Origin of the sequence: Pseudomonas sp. Q12-87 (assembly GCF_001269755.1) — a bacterium.
GTDB lineage: Bacteria > Pseudomonadota > Gammaproteobacteria > Pseudomonadales > Pseudomonadaceae > Aquipseudomonas > Aquipseudomonas fluorescens_S.
This window is the reverse complement of sequence record NZ_LHVI01000036.1, coordinates 1-17695: the sequence shown is the minus strand read 5'-3', so window position 1 is coordinate 17695 and position 17695 is coordinate 1. Positions and strand designations below refer to the sequence as shown.

The following is a 17695-nucleotide window of genomic DNA, read 5'->3' as shown; positions in this document are numbered from 1 at the left end:
AAGGAAGCGGGGCTTTTTGTTGGGCGCTGTTGTGAACACGACCTGTGGCGAGGGAGCTTGCTCCCGCTGGGGGGCGCAGCCGCCCTCGCTTTTTGGCGTCCGCTGCGCGGCCGAGCGGGAGCAAGCTCCCTCGCCACATTGTGTGGTGCGGTCAGGCTGGTGTGTTGACGTTATCCAGCACCCGGTTCGCCAGCAAGCCGCTTAGCTCGATCAGTTGCTGGATGCCAAGGGCTACATGGCGTCGTGAGCCTTCCAGGTCGAATGCCAGGTCGCTGACCATGGCATCGGCTGAGGCCAGGGTTTCGCTGAGGTTGGCTAGGAGGCTTTCGGTGTCGATGCCGTTCACGACGGTAAAGAGCGGCCCCTGCGGCTGTTCGTTCTCGGATTGGGGCTGTTTGGGTTTGAGGTAGAAATCGAGCGCGCGGTCGGTGGCTTCCTGGAGTTTCTTGGGGTCGGTTTCGGGTTCTGGTGGGTTGGGTGTGGCCTTGAACATGGTTGACGCTCCTAGGGTAGTGGAGCCGCCAGATTTCGCTGCTAAACGAGAAGGGTGGCGACTGTACGCGGGTTAGCAGACCGGGACCCTAGAACCCGGCAGACCCGTAGGTCTCCCACGCACAACCGCCATGACATAACTGTGCAAGGCTCGAAAGCCTGCTCACGTATGTGGAGAGCGTGCGTCTAGGATTGTCCAGGCTGCTAAACCCGATCGCTGAACTGACAGCGACCCGCAAACGTTAGAGCCCAGGCCCAAGGCGCACAAGCCGGCGGATTCTGGCGTAGTTGTAGGCAATGGCGCAAGGCTGTGTAGCCCTGTGCTGAAGGGCAAATTTCGTGTGTATATCCGTTATTTAGGTAACGGCTACTTAGGGTTCCGCTCTTACAGCCAGCCCTTTCAAGGTCTTTGATAAAATCCCGCAAAACTCCAGTCAGGGTGGACGAAAGCGATGTGGGCAGAGGTTCTAGCACGGTTTGAGAAAAAAGCACCGGCCAGTGTCATGACCAGAGTGATATTGGAGCAGGCTGTTCCTGCTGAATGGGTCGATCAGGTGTTCGAAGAACACCGTCAGCGGCAGTACCCACGTGAGCTTTTGTTTTCAACCATCGTTGAACTGATGTCCCTTGTTTCATTGGGCTTGCGACCCTCGCTGCATGCCGCCGCGCGGCAGATGGAAGACCTTCCTGTCAGCTTGGCGGCGCTATATGACAAGGTCAGCCGCACAGAGCCTGCGCTACTGCGCGCCCTAGTCACCGGCAGCGCAGAGCGTTTGGCACCGACGGTAAAAGAACTGGGGCACTCAGCCATTTTGCCTGGCTGGCAACTACGGGTCGTTGACGGTAACCACCTGCCTTCCAGCGAAAAGCGTCTGGGCGCTTTGCGCCGTGAACGCGGCGCCGCCCGGCCTGGTTTTTCCGTTGTGGTTTACGACCCCGACCTGGATCAGGTCGTTGATCTTCAGCCTTGTGAAGATGCCTATGCCAGCGAGCGCGTCAGCGTGCTGCCCTTGCTGGAAAAGGCCTGTACGGGACAACTGTGGATGGCTGACCGACTCTACTGCACGCTCCCGGTCATGGAGGCCTGCGAAGATACCGGGGCCTCGTTCATCATTCGCGAACAGAGCAAACATCCACGCCTGCTTAAGGAAAGCGTCTGGCAGGTGCCTGTCGCGGTCGCGGCAGGCAGCGTGCGCGAGCAAATCATCGAAGTAAAAGGTGGACGCCAGTGGCGACGAGTCGAACTGAACCTGCAAAAACCCACCGAATCCGGCGATACCACGCTGCTGTTCTGGAGCAACTTGCCCGACTCTATCAGTGCTGAGCAAATCGCCGATTTGTACCGCCGTCGCTGGAGCATCGAAGGGATGTTCCAGCGCCTGGAAGCGGTGTTGGACAGTGAAATCGAAACCTTGGGCAACCCTAAAGCAGCCCTGCTGGGATTTGCGTCGGCCGTGTTGGCTTACAACGTTCTGGCCGTGCTCAAACGCAGCGTCGAGCAGGCTCATCGCCAGACCCTGCCCGACGATTGGGAAGCATCGATTTATCACCTAACGGTACAGGTACGCAGCGGTTACGAGGGGATGCAAATAGCCTTGCCAGAATATCTATGCATCCCGATCCCCGCTGCAGGACTGACTCAGTACCTGCTTGCACTCGCTCGAAATATCCAGCCCAAAGCGGTCGCCAAGAGCAAACGAGGCCCGAAAGTGCCCAAGTCAAAGGAGTGGCTGGAAGGCAAAGCCGCGAATGCCCACGTGTCAACGGATCGGGTGCTCAAGGCAGCTAAAATCAAAAGACCTTGAAAGGGCTGGCTCTTACAGCGGGTCACTTTCGAAAAGCGCGAAAGTAACCAAAGCGCTTTTTGCCCCACCACTCGGTGCCTCGCCTAGGCTCGGCATGCCCTCACTCCGGCATTGCTCCGTGGGCCGCCGCGAAGGGCCATCCATGGCCCAGCGCGGCTATCCCGGCATCCATGCCGGGATGCCCACTCCACAATGCCTGCGTTCGGCCAGCGTGGTTAACGGGGCGCCGAAATCAACGTCCGCCGCGAGGCGGCCTAGTAGCCGACCTGGTTTGGGTGGGACTGTGTTTCTCCTGTGGAGCGGGCTTGCCCGCGAAGGCGCCAGTAGCCGGCCTGTCTCTTGCGGGTGTACCCCGATCCAACTGTGGGAGCGGGCTTGCTCGCGAAGGCGGTGGTTCAGTCACATAGATGTTGGGCTGCCGGCCTCATCGCGAGCAAGCTCGCTCCCACAGGGGGGCTGTGTTGGACATGAATTTTGTTTTCCCTGGAGGTTGAATGTGGGAGCAAGCTCGCTCGCGATGGCGGTGTGTCAGTTTGCGATGATGTTGGATGTGCCGGCCTCTTCGCGGGCAAGCCCGCTCCCACAGGAGGAATGCGGTCCCCATCAAGAACCAGGTCGGCTACTAGGCCGCCTCGCGGTGGACGTTGATCTCGGGCGCCCCGTTAACCACGCTGGCCGAACGCAGGCATTGCGCAGTGGGCAACCCGGCATGGATGCCGGGTTAGCCGCGCTGGGCCATGGATGGCCCTTCGCGGCGGGCCCACGGAGCAATGCCGGAGTGAGGGCATGCCGAGCCTAGGCGAGGCACCGAGTGGTGGGGCAGAAGCGCTTTGCTTACTTTCGCGCTTTTCGAAAGTGAGTCGCCGTAAGGGCGAAACCAAGTTCGCCGTCACCGCAGAAACGGATATACACACAATACCAAAAGGGCGACTGCGTCACCCAGCGGGAGCAAGCTCCCTCGCCACGGTGTGAGCCGCCCCCTCAGGCATCAAACCCGAAACCGCCCCACCAACGCCTGCAAATGCCCCCCCAACCGCGCCAGCTCAGCACTCGAAGCGGCCGTTTCCTCGCTGGACGACGCCGTCTGCTCCGACACATCACGCACATTCAGCACACTACGATTGATCTCCTCAGCCACCGAACTCTGCTGCTCGGCCGCCGCGGCGATCTGTTGGTTCATCGACTGAATGGCCGAGACCGTGCGGGTGATGTTTTCCAGTGAACCACCCGCCCGACGGGTCAGTTCGACACTGTTGTCAGTCAGGCTACGGCTGTTATCCATGATGGCCGCGACCTGCTCAGTGCCCGACTGCAGGCCGACAATCAGTTCTTCGATTTCTTCGGTGGACTTCTGGGTGCGTTGGGCCAGGCTCCGGACCTCGTCGGCCACTACCGCGAAACCTCGCCCGGCTTCACCGGCCCGGGCTGCTTCGATGGCGGCGTTGAGGGCCAGCAGGTTGGTTTGCTGGGCCACGGACTTGATCACGTCCAGCACGCTGCCGATCTTGTCGCTTTCGCGCTTCAGGTCGCCCATTGCTGCGGTGGAATTACCCACTTCGAGGGCCAGGCGTTCGATTTGGGCAATGGCTTCGCCGACCACTTTTTCGCCTTCGCGGGCCTGCTGGTCTGCCGCGACGGCCGCTTCGGAAGCCTCCTCGGCATTGCGCGCCACTTCTTGCACCGTGGCGGTCATCTCGTGCATGGCGGTGGCGACTTGGTCGGTTTCCACCTTCTGGCTGTTGACCCCGGCGCTGGTCTGTTCGGTAACGGCGGAGAGTTGTTCGGCCGCGCTGGCGATTTGCGTGACGCCTTCGCTGATGCCGCCGATCAATTGCCGCAGACCCACGGTCATGCTCTGCATGGCGCGTTGTAGCTGGCCAAGCTCGTCGCGGCGGTCGGAGGTGAGGTTGTGGGTCAGGTCGCCTGCGGCTACGCGTTCAGCCACCTTCAAGGTCTCGCCGAGCGGGCCGACGATCTGTCCGGTGATGAGCAGGGCCGCGATGACGCCGAACAACAGGGCCAGCGCGGCGGCTGTGATCAAGACAGTCTTGGCCTGGGCAGCATCATGATCACGCACAGCCGTCTGCGACACGGTCAGCTTCTGGCTGGCGTCAATCAGCACCTGGCCTTGCTCGGTCATGCGTTGGAGTGCGGCACCATTCTCGATCTGCGAGTCACGGAACTGGGCGACCGCCGCGCGATAGAGATTGAACGAGTCGCTAGCCTGTTGCAGGTTGGCGGCGTGCTCCTCGGGCAATTGGTCCGGTAGGCGTGCGAGCAGCTTGAGGACCGTGTCGATGGCCACGATCGCCGGTTGCTGCGCTTCGCTCTTACCGCTGTAGGTGTAGCCGCGGACCTGATAGCGCGCCTGCTGAACAGCCTTGCTCAGGGTCACCACGCTATTGAACAGCGCGATATCGCCGCCTTGCAGCAGTGCCTGTTCCACATCGCCAACGCGGGCCACGGCGTTGTCGGCGCTGGCGCCGAGTTTGCTGCGGGCATCTTCGCGGTTGACGGTGGCCTGGGCCATCATGGCGAAAGCGCTCTTGTATTCAGCGACTGCGGCCAGTTCCTGGTCGATCAGGGCCACATCGGCCGGTTGTTCGATCAACTGGCGAGCGGTCTTCAGCCCGGCGTCGAGCTTGCCCAACAGGTCATTGACCTGTTGCGGTCCTTTTTCACCACGGGTGGTGTTGTAGTCGTCGCTGGCCTGGAGCAGGTCCTTGCTCAAATCGTTCAGGCTGGCAATGAAGCCCAGCTTGTCGCCACGGCTGATCACGTTACCCAAGCCGCTCCAACCGGTGAAGGCGATCATCACGGTCAGGAAGAGCACCAGGCCGAAGCCGAAACCTAGTTTGCGGTTGACGCCAACGTTACCCAGCCATCGGAACATACCGTTACTCCTGCAGCGTTGAATTTATATGCTGGGAGTTATATCGGCCGGTTGGTACGGATCTAAAGGAAATAGGCGTCAGATGCACCGTTGGGCCAAGTATGCGTGTTTTTAAAGTTAGACCTTGAAGCGTCCTACCAGCGTTTGCAAATGCACCCCCAGTCGCGCCAGTTCAGCACTGGACGCAGCCGTTTCCTCACTGGAGGCGGCAGTCTGTTCGGACACATCGCGCACGTTTACCACGCTGCGGTTGATCTCTTCGGCCACGGCACTCTGCTGCTCGGCGGCGGCGGCGATCTGTTGGTTCATCGCCTGGATCGCCGAGACGGTACGGGTGATATTTTCCAGCGAGCCGCCGGCGCGGCGGGTCAGTTCGACGCTGCTGTCGGTCAGGTTGCGGCTGTTGTCCAGGGTGGTCGCCACCTGTTCGGTGCCCGATTGCAGGCCGAGGATCAGCTCCTCGATCTCTTCGGTGGACTTCTGGGTACGCTGGGCCAGGCTGCGAACTTCGTCGGCCACCACCGCGAAACCACGCCCGGCCTCACCGGCCCGGGCCGCTTCGATGGCGGCGTTGAGGGCCAGCAGGTTGGTTTGCTGGGCGACGGACTTGATCACGTCCAGCACGCTACCAATCTTGTCGCTCTCGCGTTTGAGATGGCCCATGGCTTCGGTGGAATTGCCCACTTCCTTGGACAGGCGCTCGATCTGGACGATGGCTTCGCCGACTACTTTTTCGCCTTCACGCGCCTGCTGGTCCGCCGCGACGGCGGCTTCGGAGGCTTCCTCGGCGTTACGCGCCACTTCCTGCACCGTGGCGGTCATTTCGTGCATGGCCGTGGCAACCTGGTCGGTCTCCACTTTCTGGCTGTTGACCCCGGCACTGGTCTGCTCGGTGACGGTCGAAAGCTGTTCGGCGGCGCTGGCGATTTGCGTGACGCCGTCGCTGATACCTCCGATCAGTTGCCGCAGGCTGATCACCATTCGCTGCAGGCTGCCTTGCAATTGGCCCATTTCGTCACGACGGGTGACCACCAGGTTGTGGCTCAGGTCCCCGGAGGCGACACGTTCGACGGCAACCAGGGTCTGTTGCAGGGGAACAACGATCTGCCGGGTAATAATCCATGCGGCCATCAGGCCAAACGCCAGCGCCAGGACGGTGACGACGATCAGTGTTTGTTTCGCTTGATCCGTCTCCTCGTTGCGTTTCTCAATCTGTGAGGCAGTCAAATTACTGTTCAGCTCATTGAGGCGGGCATCCTGATCGAGCATTTTCTTGAGGGCTGAGGTGCTGGCAACCTGCGACTCGCGGAACTGACTGACGGCCGCGCGATAAGCCTTCATCGATTCGGTGGCTTGTTGCAGGTTGGAAGTGTGTTCCGGGAGCTTGCCCGGCAGGCTTTCGAGGTTTTTCAAGACATTATCGATGGCATCCAGCGCTGGCTGCTCGGCATCGGCCTTGCCGCTATAGGTGTAGCCACGAACTTGGTAGCGCGCTTGCTGGAGCAATTTGCTCAGCTCGACCACGCTGTCGAATTGCGGGACGCTGTCGCCTTGTCGCAAGGCATTTTCGACGCTTGCCACTTTGGCGACGGCGTTGTCGGCGTTGGCGCCAAGCTTGGATCGGGCCGATTCGCGGTTCTGCGTCGCTTGTGTCAGGTCGGTAAAGGCGCGTTTGTATTCATCGAGGTTAGCCAGTTGCTGATTCAGCAACTCCTGATCCGCCGGACGCACAAACCGTTTGAGGGCAGCTTGGATGCTCTCCTGAAGCTTGCCCATGAACTCGTTGACGGCTGTCGGCCCTTGTTCGCCGCGCCGCATTTCATAGTCGAGACTGGCGACTCGCAGGTCCTTGGCCAACTCATTGAGACTGGCGATGGAAGCCTGTTTGTCGGCGCGGCTGATCACGCTGCTCAGGCTGTTCCAGCCGGCGAAGGTGCTCAGGAGGGTGAGGAGCAAGACGAGGCCAAAACCAAAGCCCAGTTTGCGATTGACGCTTACGTTTCCCAGCTTTTCGGTCAGCCAACTGAACATGATATGTCCCTCGAGCCTTTTTATAGGTTTTGTAGAAAACGTATCGACCATTTGGCTGTGATCTGTAGGGCGTTGGTCGGCAGGACTTCCTTGGCGAGCCTGTTATTGCGTGGCTGCGAATGGGTTGCAATCCGGCGCGACGGGTGGCCGCTGCGCGCCCAAGCGGGAGCAAGCTCCCCTCGCCACGGGGATTGACTTGCTCTACGGGTCTCTAGACCCTGAAGCGACCCACCAGCGTCTGCAAATGCGCCCCCAAACGCGCCAGTTCAGCACTGGAGGCGGCGGTTTCTTCGCTGGAGGCGGCGGTTTGTTCCGACACATCGCGCACGTTCACGACGCTGCGGTTGATCTCTTCGGCCACGGCGCTCTGCTGCTCGGCCGCGGCGGCGATCTGTTGGTTCATCGACTGGATGGCCGAGACGGTGCGGGTGATGTTTCCCAACGAGCCACCGGCGCGGCGGGTCAGCTCTACGCTGCTGTCGGTCAGGTTGCGGCTGTTGTCCAGGCTGGTCGCGACCTGTTCGGTACCGGTCTGCAAGCTTAGGACCAGTTGCTCGATCTCTTCGGTGGACTTCTGGGTGCGCTGGGCCAGGCTGCGGACTTCGTCGGCCACCACCGCAAACCCACGCCCGGCTTCACCGGCCCGGGCTGCTTCGATGGCGGCGTTGAGGGCCAACAGGTTGGTTTGCTGGGCGACGGACTTGATCACGTCCAGCACGCTGCCGATCTTGTCGCTTTCGCGCTTGAGGTGGCCCATGGCTTCGGTGGAATCGCCCACCGCGTTGGAGAGGCGCTCGATCTGGGCGATGGCTTCGCCGACCACCTTTTCGCCCTCGCGCGCCTGTTGGTCCGCGGCGGTAGTGGCTTCGCTCGCTTGCTCGGCATTGCGCGCCACTTCCTGCACCGTGGCGGTCATTTCATGCATGGCGGTGGCGACCTGGTCGGTTTCCACTTTCTGGCTGTTGACCCCGGCGCTGGTCTGTTCGGTAACGGCGGAGAGTTGTTCGGCGGCGCTGGCGATTTGCGTGACGCCTTCGCTGATGCCGCCGATCAACTGCCGCAGCCCCACGGTCATGCCCTGCATGGCACGTTGCAGTTGGCCCAGCTCGTCGCGCCGCTCGGAGCTGAGGTTATGGGTCAGGTCGCCTGCCGCTATATGCTCGGCGACCTTGAGGGTCTGCTCCAGCGGCCCGACGATCTGCCGGGTAATCGCCAGGGCGGCAATCACGCCTAACAGAAACGCCAGCGTGGCGGCCGAGACCAGGATGATCTCGGCCTCGGCGGCGTCATGGTCACGCACGGCCGTCTGGGACAGGGTGAGATCCCGGCTGGCGCCACGTAGCACAACCCCCAAATCGGACATGCGCTGGATGGCGGCCGCGCTGGCGGTCTGGGCGTCTTGGAATTGGCTGACCGCGGCACGATAGCTTTTGAACGATTCGCTGGCCTGTTGCAGGTTGGCGGCGTGTTCACCGGGCAGTTGGGCCGGCAGGCTGCCGAGGGTTTTCAAGGCATTGTCGATGGCATCCAAGGCCGGTTGCTCGGCATCGGCTTGGACGCTGTAGGTGTAGCCTCGAACCTGATAGCGGGCTTGCTGAATCGCCTTGCTCAAGCTGACCACGCTGTCGAATTGAGCCAGGTTGTCGCTTTGCCGCGTGGCGTTTTCAACGTTGGCGACGCGGGTCACGGCGTTGTCGGCGCTGGCGCCCAGTTTGCCGCGTGCGTCTTCGCGAGTGGCCATGGCGCGGGTCAATGCGGCGAAGGCCACTTTGTAATCAGCGACCGCGGCCAGTTGCTTGTCGACGATCGCCACATCGGCTGGCTGCTCGATCGATTTGCGGGCGGCCTGGAGCCCGGGCTCCAATTTGCCGAGCAGATCGTTGATTTCCCCGGGGCCCTTTTCACCGCGGTTCGCGTAGTAGTCCATGCGCGCGGAGCGCAGGTCCTTGGTCAAATCGTTCAGGCTGGCGATGAGCCCCAGCGTATCGCCGCGTGCAGTCACTTTGCCCAGGCCGATCCATCCGGTGAAGGCGATCATCAAGGTCAAGACCAGTACAAGACCGAAGCCGAAGCCGAGTTTGCGATTGACGCCTACGTTACCTAGCCATCGGGACATGCTGGTACTCCCTCGAAGGGCGAAACTGCTTTTTGTATAAGCACTATAGGCCCAAAGGGAAAAACCGGAGGGAGCCAGCTTGGAATAAGCTGATAAGCCAGTGAAATCAGAACAGGCGGGCGAGCAACGCGGTGACCGCAGTCTCGACCCGCAGGATGCGTTCGCCAAGCTGCACCGGTTGCAGGCCGGCCTTTGCCAGCAGGTCGATCTCGTAGGGAATCCAGCCGCCTTCCGGGCCGATGGCCAACGTAACCGGCTCCGTCAGTGCGCGAGGGCAGGGCGGATAGTTGCCAGGATGGCCGACCAGCCCCAGGGTGCCCTCTGCCAGGGCCGGCAGGCGGTCCTCGACGAAGGGCTTGAAGCGTTTTTCGATGATGATTTCCGGCAGCACGCTGTCCCGGGCTTGCTCCAGGCCCAGGATCAACTGTTCACGAATCGCCTCGGGCTCCAGGAATGGCGTCTGCCAAAAGCTCTTTTCCACGCGATAGCTGTTGACCAGCACGACGCGCGGCACGCCCATGGTGGCGATGGTCTGGAACACTCGACGGAGCATTTTCGGGCGTGGCAGGGCCAATACCAGCGTCAACGGCAGCTTGGCCGGTGACGGTTGGTCGAGGCTCACCTGCAGCTCGGCCTCGCGGGCTTCCAGGCGCAGCACCTGGGCGGTGCCCATCAAGCCGCCAATACGCCCGACCCGCAGGCTGTCGCCGACGGCGCTGCGGTGGACGTCCTGCATGTGGGTCAGCCGGCGATCGCTCAACACGACTCGGTCCGGGCCGATGAAATCGGCCTCTTCGAGCAGCAGCAGGTTCACGCTTGGGTCGCTGGCGGCTGGTCGTTGTGATCGTCGGCGGGCTGCTCATCGGGCTCTTCACTGCGCTTGCGCACCAGGGCGCCGAACAGGATGCCGATCTCGAACAGCAGCCACATCGGCACGGCCAGCAGGGTCTGGGAGAAGATATCCGGCGGGGTCAGGATCATGCCGACGACGAAGCAACCGATGATCACGTAGGGGCGGATCTTCTTCAGGTACTTGACGTCGACCACGCCGATCCACACCAGCAGCACCACGGCCACGGGAATCTCGAACGCCACGCCGAAGGCGAAGAACAGCGTCATGACGAAGTCCAGGTAACTGGTGATGTCGGTCATCATTTCCACGCCCGCCGGCGTGGCTGCGGCGAAGAACTTGAAGATCAGGGGGAACACGAAGAAATAGGCGAAGGCCATGCCGGTATAGAACAGCAGGATGCTGGAGATCAGCAGCGGCACGGCGACACGTTTTTCATGCTTGTACAGGCCCGGTGCGATGAAGCCCCAGATCTGGTGCAGGATCACCGGGATCGCCAGGAACAGCGAGACCATCATCGTCAGCTTCAACGGCGTCAGGAACGGCGAGGAGACGTCGGTGGCAATCATCGTCGCACCCGCCGGCAGGTACTGGCGCAGCGGTGTGGAGACGAAGGTATAGATCTGCTGGGTGAACGAGAACAGCCCGGCGAAAATGATGAAGACCGCCGCGACGCAACGCAGCAGGCGGGTGCGCAACTCGGTGAGGTGCGATACCAGCGGCATGGGCTGGTCGTGTTCCGGAATATCGCTCATGGGGCTCGCGGCGGCAATGTAGGGTCGTTGGGAGCGGCAGGCGTCGTCACCGTGGAGGCTGAGTCCACCGCTTTGACGGGCTCGGTTGCAAGCCCCGGTGCCGGCTCGGCCACTGGCGCTTGCGGCGCGATCGTCGGCTCGACTGCAGGCGCGACTGGCGTCGGTTCCTGCTGGGTCGGGTTTAATATCTTCCGGGCTTCCTGCTCCAGGGAGAGGATGTGTTCGTTATGCAGTTGCCGACGGATGTCGTCGGCACCGATTTCACGTTCAACTTCCTGTTTGATCGCATTGAAGCTGCGCTTCAGCCGCCCGATCCAGAGACCTGCGGTGCGCGCAGCACCCGGTAGCCGTTCGGGGCCCAATACCAGCAGGGCGACGAGGCCGACGAGCAGCAGTTCAGTGAAGCTGATCCCAAACATTAGTCAGTGCTCACGAGTCTTTGCGGATTGGCTCTTCGACTTTCTGGGCCTGCACGTCGATGGTGTTCGGCGCGTTCACCGGCTGGGTGGCCTGTGGGTGTACCGGTTGGGCTGGTTGTACGGGCTGAGCCTGTGTTGTCGCCGGGTCGGCCGGTTTTTCATCATCGTTCATAGCCTTGCGAAAGCCCTTGATCGACTCGCCGACATCGGTGCCGAGGTTTTTCAGTTTCTTGGTGCCGAACACCAGGACCACGACTACCAGGATGACGATCCAGTGTTTCCAGTCAAAAATACCCATGGGGCTATTCCTCTCAAAAGTTGATCAGGCGGACGGGCGTGAGGCTTTCTCGACATGCCCGGACAGACCGAAACGACGGTCCAGTTCATCCAGTACGGCCTGCGGATGCTGCCCCAGTTGGGCGAGCATGACCAGGCTGTGGAACCACAGGTCGGCGGTCTCGTAGATCACGTCGCTGCAATCGCCGCTGATGGCGGCGTCCTTGGCGGCGATGATGGTCTCGACGGACTCTTCGCCGACTTTTTCCAGAATCTTGTTCAAACCCTTGTGGTACAGGCTGGCGACATAGGAGCTGTCGGCGGCGGCGCCCTTGCGCTCTTCCAGCACCTGGGCCAGGCGGGTCAGGGTGTCACTCATGGGAATGTCCTGAATAAATGGCGTGCGGGTCCTTGAGCACCGGGTCGACGGTTTTCCAGTCACCGTTTTCGAAGACGCGATAGAAGCAGCTTTGACGGCCCGTGTGGCAAGCAATCTCACCGACTTGTTCGACCATCAGGATGATGACGTCGCCGTCGCAATCCAGGCGCATCTCATGCAGATGCTGCACATGCCCGGACTCTTCACCTTTGCGCCATAGCTTGCCACGGGAACGTGACCAATAGATGGCGCGGTTCTCGGCGGCGGTCAGGGCCAGCGCTTCGCGGTTCATCCAGGCCATCATCAATACGCGCCCGGTCTTGTGATCCTGGGCGATGGCCGGCACCAGGCCGTCAGCGTCCCATTTGATCTCGTCCTGCCAGTTTTTCATTTTGAGTCCTGACGGCAGCGGCAAGCTTTTAGCTTCGAGCTGCAAGTAAAAACAATTCTGTGTCGTGCTTGCGTTGATAGGCTCAACCCATGAACTTGCGGCTTGCAGCTTATCGCTTGCAACTGATTCGTGCTATCGGCGAACGACCAGATACAAACCCACCACAATCATGACACCGGCCGGCCAGTGGCCCAATTGGCTCAACGGCCCGCCAGTCGCCAACACCGCGCCGCCGCCCAGGTGAGCCGCGCCAAGCAGGCGCAGGATCCAATCATCCTTGCGTCGATGCCAGGGCGGTGCCGGGTCGTGGGCGTGGGGCTGGGACATGCGTTCGAGCAGGTCGCGGGTCATGTTGGCCAGGTGCGGGATCTGCTCGAACTGGCTCTGCACATTGCCTAGCAAGGTGCGTGGGCTGACGCGTTCGCGCATCCAGCGTTCGAGGAAGGGCTGCGCGGTGTTCCACAGGTCCAGGTCCGGGTATAGCTGGCGACCCAGGCCTTCGATATTCAACAGGGTTTTCTGCAACAGCACCAATTGCGGCTGGACTTCCATGTTGAAGCGCCGGGCGGTCTGGAACAGGCGCATCAGAACCTGACCGAAGGAAATATCCTTTAACGGTTTTTCGAAGATCGGTTCGCACACGGTACGGATCGCCGCTTCGAATTCGTTGAGCTTGGTCTCTGCCGGTACCCAGCCCGAATCGATGTGCAGCTGTGCCACACGACGGTAGTCGCGCTTGAAAAAGGCGAACAGGTTGCGGGCCAGGTAATCCTGGTCCTCCGGGGTCAGGCTGCCGACGATGCCGCAGTCGATGGCGATGTACTGCGGGCTCCACGGCTGCACGGTACTGACGAAAATGTTGCCCGGGTGCATGTCGGCATGGAAGAAGCTGTCGCGGAACACCTGGGTGAAGAAGATCTCCACACCGCGCTCGGCGAGCATTTTCATGTCGGTGCGCTGGTCGGCCAGGGTCGCCAGGTCGGTGACCTGGATGCCGTAGATGCGCTCCATCACCAGCACTTTCGGGCGGCACCAGTCCCAATAGACTTGCGGCACATAGAGCAGCGGCGAGCCTTCGAAGTTGCGGCGCAACTGGCTGGCGTTGGCGGCCTCGCGCAGCAGATCGAGCTCGTCGTAGATGGTTTTTTCGTAGTCCTGGACCACATCCACCGGGTGCAGAAGGCGTGCATCGGCGGACAATCGCTCGGCTGCGCGGGCGAGGATGAACAGCCAGGCGAGGTCCTGGGCAATGATCGGCTTGAGGCCCGGGCGGATGACCTTGACCACCACTTCTTCGCCGCTTTTCAGTTGCGCGGCGTGAACCTGGGCCACGGAGGCCGAAGCCAGCGGCTCGACATCGAAACGGCTGAAGACTTCGCTGATTTTCTTGCCCAGTTGCGCTTCGATCAACGCCACGGACAGCTTGGAGTCGAACGGCGGCACGCGGTCCTGGAGCAGCATCAATTCATCGGCGATGTCTTCGGGCAGCAGGTCGCGACGGGTCGAGAGGATCTGCCCGAACTTGATGAAAATGGGGCCCAGGTCCTGCAAGGCCAGACGCAGGCGCGCGCCGCGACTCAGGTCCAGCGTGCGGCGGGGAAACCAGCGCCACGGCAATACGAAGCGCAGTGCCAGCAGAAACCAGGGCAAAGGCAGGGCGAACAGCAAGTCATCGAGGCGGTAACGGATCACGACGCGCTGGATGCGCAACAAACGGCGGACGGCAAGCAGCTTCATGCGTTATCGCTTGGTTTCAAGGGATCGGGAAAGGCGCTCGAAGCGCGCCTCGAGACGTTCCAGGTCGAGTTTGATCTGGTCCAGTTCATTGAAGCGGGCTTCGGCTTCGCGTTGGCCTACGAGAGTACGCGATTCTTCGGCCAGGTATTCACTCAGATTCTGTCCCAGGCTGGCGAACCCTTGACGGTACCAGCGGGTGCGGCTGCGCAGGTGGCCGCTGAGCAACTGGGTGGCCACCGGACCGAGCCAGCGCGACACTTCATATTCCCAGTCCAGCTCCAGGTCCTGGAGAATGGCTGCCAGTTCCAGCAGCACGCCGCTGTCGCCGTCCAGCGCCACCTCGGGGCTGTGTAGCACCGCGGTCTTGTCCTTGTTCAGGGCCAGGTTCAGCAGGCTCGACGCCGGGGCGCGCAGGGTGCAGTCCGCATCGGCCTCCCAGTGCGCGGCGAGCATCAGGCCTTCGTCGCTGGGCAGGATGAACAGCCGCAACGCCGGGCTGCGACAATCGACGGCAATCACCTTGCCGCTCAAGTGCGCCAGGCGCGGGAGCGCCGTGCCGTCCAGGCGCAGCACGCGGTTGATACCGAGTTCCACGCTGGCGAGCAGGCCGGTGAGCAGCATCAGGGCTTGATGCCGCGGTGCAGGGCGACGATGCCTGCGGTCATGTTGTGGTAGGTCACCCGGTCGAAACCGGCGTCGACCATCATCGACTTCAGCGTCTCCTGGTTCGGGTGCATGCGGATCGATTCGGCCAGGTAGCGATAGCTTTCCGAGTCGTTGGTGATCAGCTTGCCCATCAGCGGCATGAAGGCGAACGAGTAGGCGTCGTAGGCCTTGGACATCAGCGCGTTGGTCGGCTTGGAGAACTCCAGCACCAGCAGGCGGCCACCGGGCTTGAGCACCCGCAGCATCGAGCGCAGGGCGTCTTCCTTGTGGGTGACGTTGCGCAGGCCGAAGGCGATGGTCACGCAGTCGAAGTGGTTATCGGGGAACGGCAGTTTTTCAGCGTCGGCCTGGACGAACTCGACGTTGCCGGCCACACCGAGATCCAGCAGGCGATCGCGACCGACCTTGAGCATGGATTCGTTGATATCGGCGAGCACCACCTGGCCGGTCGGCCCGACGATGTGGGAGAACTTCTTGGTCAAGTCGCCCGTGCCGCCAGCGATGTCCAGTACGCGATTGCCGCTGCGCACGCCTGACAGTTCGATCGCGAAACGCTTCCACAGGCGGTGCATGCCACCGGAGAGCAGGTCGTTCATCAGGTCATACTTGGCGGCTACCGAGTGGAAAACCTCAGCGACTTTTTCCGCCTTCTGGCTTTCCGGCACGTTCTTGAAGCCGAAGTGAGTGGTGGGTTCGGCATCGCTGCCTTTGCGCTGATCAGTCATATCGCGGTCACCAAAAAAGAATGCGGGACATTCTAATCCCGGTAGAGGGCTTTGTCTTGGCAAGGCTGAAGGTAAGATGGGCTACCGCCGGGACGTTTTGACGCAGCCAGTGTCCGAAACGTACCGGCAAGTCCCGATCAAACAGGAGTCACCCGATGGCCCGTATAACGGTTGAACGTGCCCATGGCCTGGGCAAGGAAGTGGCACGAGAGAAAGCCGACAAGCTGGCACAGAAGCTGTCCGACAGCTATGGCCTGGAGCCGCAGTGGGCGGGCGACACCTTGAAACTCAAGCGTTCCGGGGTCAAGGGCGAAGTGCACGTGGGCGAAGACTCGATCCGCGTCGATGTGGAACTGGGCCTGTTGATGTCAGCCATGAGCGGCACGATCAAGGCGGAAATCGAGAAGGCGCTGGATAAAGCGTTGGCCTGATTTATCGGAAGGGCGGCGAATGCAGAATTAAAGTTCACCACCAACCTCTGTGGGAGCGAGCTTGCTCGCGAAAGCGGTGGATCCGTCGACATCAATAGTGAGTGGTCCACCGCATTCGCGAGCAAGCCCGCTCCCACATGAAGTCTGTCACCCTCAGGATGTGTATCAGTTGTTAGGGTGCCCTTTCTAATTATTGTCACTACTTTGTGCCTGAGCCCGTCCATGTGCGGGCAGTTCCTCAAACCTGTCTTCCAGTGAGGTGCACCATGGCCAAAGTTATTCTGAAGAAAAAAACCGACGTTGAATCTTCCACGCTGGGCGACGTGAAAACGTACGCGCGCAAGATCTGGCTGGCTGGCCTGGGCGCCTACACCAAGGTCGGCCAGGAAGGCAGCGGGTATTTCCAGGAGTTGGTAAAAGCCGGCGAAGTTGTTGAAACCAAAGGTAAAAAGAAGATTGCCGGAAAACTTGAAGCGGCCAACAGCGAATTGATTGAAGCCAAGACCGATGTCAGTACTTTCAAGGCTCGGGTTGAAGTACAACTCGATAAGGTCGAGAAAGTATTTGATGCCCGTGTTGCAAGTGCCTTGAATCGTATCGGCATTCCGTCTAAACATGACGTTGAGACACTCTCTGCTAAGCTCGATGAGCTGACAGCATTGCTCGAACGTGTCGCGCGTAAACATTAAGGAGAACGGGATGGCTGGTAAAAAAATCACCGAAAAAGAAGGCAGCTCGTGGGCCGGGAAGATTGAAAAATATTCCCGCAAAATCTGGCTTGCCGGTTTAGGCGTGTACTCGAAGATCGACACTGACGGCAACAAGCTCTTCGAGTCCCTGGTAAAGGACGGCGAAAAAGCCGAAAAACTCACCAAGACAGCAGTTGGCAAACAAGTCGATGCCGCCAAGGGCTCTGCCGAGTCCGCCAAGTCGCGAATCGGCGGTGTGAAGGATCAGGCATTGGTCAAGTGGAGTGAACTGGAAGGGGCTTTCGACAAGCGCCTGAACAGTGCGATCTCTCGCCTGGGCGTGCCGAGCCGTAACGAAGTGAAGGCGCTGCACAGCAAGGTCGATACCCTGACCAAGCAAATCGAAAAGCTTACCGGGGCGAAAGTCGCACCGGTGGCCAGCAAGACTGCAGCGGCTAAACCGGCCACCAAGGCGGCCAAGCCATTGGTCAAGGCTGCGGCAAAAACCGTCGCCAAGCCCGCGGCAAAAGCGGCGGCCAAGCCAGCGGCTAAAACCGCAGCGGCCAAGCCTGCAGCCAAGGCAGCAGCCAAACCGGTAGCGGCCAAGCCAGCGGTCAAAGCAGCAGCCAAGCCTGCCGCCAAACCCGCTGCTAAAACCGCAGCGGCCAAACCGGCTGCTAAACCCGCCGCTAAGCCCGCCGCCAAACCTGCGGCAAAGGCAGCGGCCAAACCCGCCGCAGCGAAAAAGCCTGCCGTGAAAAAAGCGGCCGCACCGAAAACTGCCGCCCCCAAGGCGCCGACCGCGGCCGCCAAACCGGCTACTCCGACGAGCACAGCGAACTCCGCCTCGGCTCCGACCCCAGTGGCCACCCCGACTATCGCGCCGGCTCCATCGACGCCAAGCACCCAGTCCTGATACAGCAGGACACGCAAAAACGCCCGGCCTGTGAAGGTCGGGCGTTTTTGTTTGAGGGATATCTCAAGGCGTCACATATCCATGTGGGAGCGGGCTTGCTCGCGAATGCGGTGGGTCATTCAAT

16 protein-coding genes and 2 pseudogenes are annotated in these 17695 nt (G+C 61.1%); 4 read left to right on the top strand and 14 right to left on the bottom strand.

Annotated features, from left to right (window positions below; genetic code table 11):
* Nucleotides 1–151: 151 nt before the first annotated feature.
* Nucleotides 152–493 carry a DUF6124 family protein gene (locus tag AD663_RS26035; RefSeq protein ID WP_053214775.1) on the bottom strand — a complete coding sequence of 114 codons (342 nt, stop codon included), beginning with the start codon at nt 491–493 and terminating at the stop codon, nt 152–154.
* Between the two features lie 502 nt (nt 494–995).
* On the opposite strand from AD663_RS26035, the gene AD663_RS26030 reads away from it, so the two are divergent.
* Complete coding sequence (locus AD663_RS26030) at nt 996–2297, top strand: IS4 family transposase (protein WP_083455125.1); 1302 nt, start codon at nt 996–998, stop codon at nt 2295–2297.
* A gap of 988 nt (nt 2298–3285) precedes the next feature.
* On the opposite strand, the gene AD663_RS26025 is transcribed toward AD663_RS26030, so the two are convergent.
* The 13 genes and pseudogenes from AD663_RS26025 to ubiE all read right to left on the bottom strand — a co-directional run bounded on the left by AD663_RS26025 (nt 3286) and on the right by ubiE (nt 15535).
* Nucleotides 3286–5190, bottom strand: a complete 1905-nt coding sequence (locus tag AD663_RS26025; protein WP_053214774.1) for a methyl-accepting chemotaxis protein — start codon at nt 5188–5190, stop codon at nt 3286–3288.
* Between the two features lie 117 nt (nt 5191–5307).
* Nucleotides 5308–6021: a methyl-accepting chemotaxis protein gene (locus AD663_RS29755; protein ID WP_371261251.1), complete on the bottom strand. Its 714-nt coding sequence runs from the start codon at nt 6019–6021 to the stop codon at nt 5308–5310.
* Nucleotides 6022–6162: 141 nt separating this feature from the next.
* Nucleotides 6163–7221: pseudogene (locus AD663_RS29750) on the bottom strand (methyl-accepting chemotaxis protein); the annotation flags it as partial.
* 211 nt (nt 7222–7432) lie between these two features.
* On the bottom strand, nt 7433–9337 hold the full coding sequence (locus AD663_RS26015) for a methyl-accepting chemotaxis protein (protein WP_053214772.1): 1905 nt from the start codon (nt 9335–9337) through the stop codon (nt 7433–7435).
* Between the two features lie 106 nt (nt 9338–9443).
* Nucleotides 9444–10151, bottom strand: a complete 708-nt coding sequence (locus AD663_RS26010) for a 16S rRNA (uracil(1498)-N(3))-methyltransferase (protein WP_053214771.1) — start codon at nt 10149–10151, stop codon at nt 9444–9446.
* The gene (gene tatC, locus AD663_RS26005) at nt 10148–10942 is read right to left on the bottom strand and encodes a twin-arginine translocase subunit TatC (RefSeq protein WP_053214770.1); all 795 of its coding nucleotides are present in this window, start codon (nt 10940–10942) and stop codon (nt 10148–10150) included. Before tatC ends, AD663_RS26010 begins: the two co-directional genes overlap by 4 nt.
* On the bottom strand, nt 10939–11361 hold the full coding sequence (gene tatB, locus AD663_RS26000) for a Sec-independent protein translocase protein TatB (RefSeq protein ID WP_053214769.1): 423 nt from the start codon (nt 11359–11361) through the stop codon (nt 10939–10941). Before tatB ends, tatC begins: the two co-directional genes overlap by 4 nt.
* Nucleotides 11362–11371: 10 nt before the next feature.
* Nucleotides 11372–11659 (bottom strand): twin-arginine translocase TatA/TatE family subunit, encoded by a 288-nt coding sequence (locus AD663_RS25995; RefSeq protein ID WP_003186674.1) that lies wholly within the window; start codon nt 11657–11659, stop codon nt 11372–11374.
* A 24-nt stretch (nt 11660–11683) separates the two neighbouring features.
* The gene (locus AD663_RS25990) at nt 11684–12016 is read right to left on the bottom strand and encodes a phosphoribosyl-ATP diphosphatase (protein WP_003186671.1); all 333 of its coding nucleotides are present in this window, start codon (nt 12014–12016) and stop codon (nt 11684–11686) included.
* Nucleotides 12009–12407 carry a phosphoribosyl-AMP cyclohydrolase gene (gene hisI, locus AD663_RS25985; RefSeq protein ID WP_003186669.1) on the bottom strand — a complete coding sequence of 133 codons (399 nt, stop codon included), beginning with the start codon at nt 12405–12407 and terminating at the stop codon, nt 12009–12011. The genes AD663_RS25990 and hisI overlap by 8 nt, the downstream gene beginning before the upstream one ends.
* A 132-nt stretch (nt 12408–12539) precedes the next feature.
* Complete coding sequence (gene ubiB / locus AD663_RS25980) at nt 12540–14144, bottom strand: ubiquinone biosynthesis regulatory protein kinase UbiB (protein ID WP_003186667.1); 1605 nt, start codon at nt 14142–14144, stop codon at nt 12540–12542.
* A pseudogene (locus tag AD663_RS25975) lies at nt 14141–14765 on the bottom strand (SCP2 domain-containing protein). The gene ubiB and the pseudogene AD663_RS25975 overlap by 4 nt, the downstream one beginning before the upstream one ends.
* Complete coding sequence (gene ubiE / locus AD663_RS25970; protein ID WP_003186661.1) at nt 14765–15535, bottom strand: bifunctional demethylmenaquinone methyltransferase/2-methoxy-6-polyprenyl-1,4-benzoquinol methylase UbiE; 771 nt, start codon at nt 15533–15535, stop codon at nt 14765–14767. The pseudogene AD663_RS25975 and the gene ubiE overlap by 1 nt, the downstream one beginning before the upstream one ends.
* A gap of 155 nt (nt 15536–15690) precedes the next feature.
* Here ubiE and AD663_RS25965 point away from each other — a divergent pair, with 155 nt between their 5' ends.
* From AD663_RS25965 to AD663_RS25955, 3 genes are all read left to right on the top strand, one after another.
* A complete protein-coding gene (locus AD663_RS25965) occupies nt 15691–15966 on the top strand; it encodes a polyhydroxyalkanoic acid system family protein (RefSeq protein WP_003186659.1) in 276 nt (91 codons plus the stop codon).
* A 266-nt stretch (nt 15967–16232) separates the two neighbouring features.
* On the top strand, nt 16233–16655 hold the full coding sequence (locus AD663_RS25960; RefSeq protein WP_003186656.1) for a phasin family protein: 423 nt from the start codon (nt 16233–16235) through the stop codon (nt 16653–16655).
* A gap of 10 nt (nt 16656–16665) precedes the next feature.
* A complete protein-coding gene (locus AD663_RS25955) occupies nt 16666–17571 on the top strand; it encodes a phasin family protein (protein ID WP_003186654.1) in 906 nt (301 codons plus the stop codon).
* Nucleotides 17572–17695 lie beyond the last annotated feature (124 nt).

Excerpts from the sequence above, each read along its gene's own strand:
- AD663_RS26035 (WP_053214775.1), bottom strand. The coding sequence starts at position 493 with ATGTTCAAGGCCACACCCAACCCACCAGAACCCGAAACCGACCCCAAG.
- AD663_RS26030 (WP_083455125.1), top strand. The coding sequence starts at position 996 with ATGACCAGAGTGATATTGGAGCAGGCTGTTCCTGCTGAATGGGTCGAT.
- AD663_RS26025 (WP_053214774.1), bottom strand. The coding sequence starts at position 5,190 with ATGTTCCGATGGCTGGGTAACGTTGGCGTCAACCGCAAACTAGGTTTC.
- AD663_RS29755 (WP_371261251.1), bottom strand. The coding sequence starts at position 6,021 with ATGCACGAAATGACCGCCACGGTGCAGGAAGTGGCGCGTAACGCCGAG.
- AD663_RS26015 (WP_053214772.1), bottom strand. The coding sequence starts at position 9,337 with ATGTCCCGATGGCTAGGTAACGTAGGCGTCAATCGCAAACTCGGCTTC.
- tatC (WP_053214770.1), bottom strand. The coding sequence starts at position 10,942 with ATGAGCGATATTCCGGAACACGACCAGCCCATGCCGCTGGTATCGCAC.
- tatB (WP_053214769.1), bottom strand. The coding sequence starts at position 11,361 with ATGTTTGGGATCAGCTTCACTGAACTGCTGCTCGTCGGCCTCGTCGCC.
- AD663_RS25995 (WP_003186674.1), bottom strand. The coding sequence starts at position 11,659 with ATGGGTATTTTTGACTGGAAACACTGGATCGTCATCCTGGTAGTCGTG.
- AD663_RS25990 (WP_003186671.1), bottom strand. The coding sequence starts at position 12,016 with ATGAGTGACACCCTGACCCGCCTGGCCCAGGTGCTGGAAGAGCGCAAG.
- hisI (WP_003186669.1), bottom strand. The coding sequence starts at position 12,407 with ATGAAAAACTGGCAGGACGAGATCAAATGGGACGCTGACGGCCTGGTG.
- ubiB (WP_003186667.1), bottom strand. The coding sequence starts at position 14,144 with ATGAAGCTGCTTGCCGTCCGCCGTTTGTTGCGCATCCAGCGCGTCGTG.
- ubiE (WP_003186661.1), bottom strand. The coding sequence starts at position 15,535 with ATGACTGATCAGCGCAAAGGCAGCGATGCCGAACCCACCACTCACTTC.
- AD663_RS25965 (WP_003186659.1), top strand. The coding sequence starts at position 15,691 with ATGGCCCGTATAACGGTTGAACGTGCCCATGGCCTGGGCAAGGAAGTG.
- AD663_RS25960 (WP_003186656.1), top strand. The coding sequence starts at position 16,233 with ATGGCCAAAGTTATTCTGAAGAAAAAAACCGACGTTGAATCTTCCACG.
- AD663_RS25955 (WP_003186654.1), top strand. The coding sequence starts at position 16,666 with ATGGCTGGTAAAAAAATCACCGAAAAAGAAGGCAGCTCGTGGGCCGGG.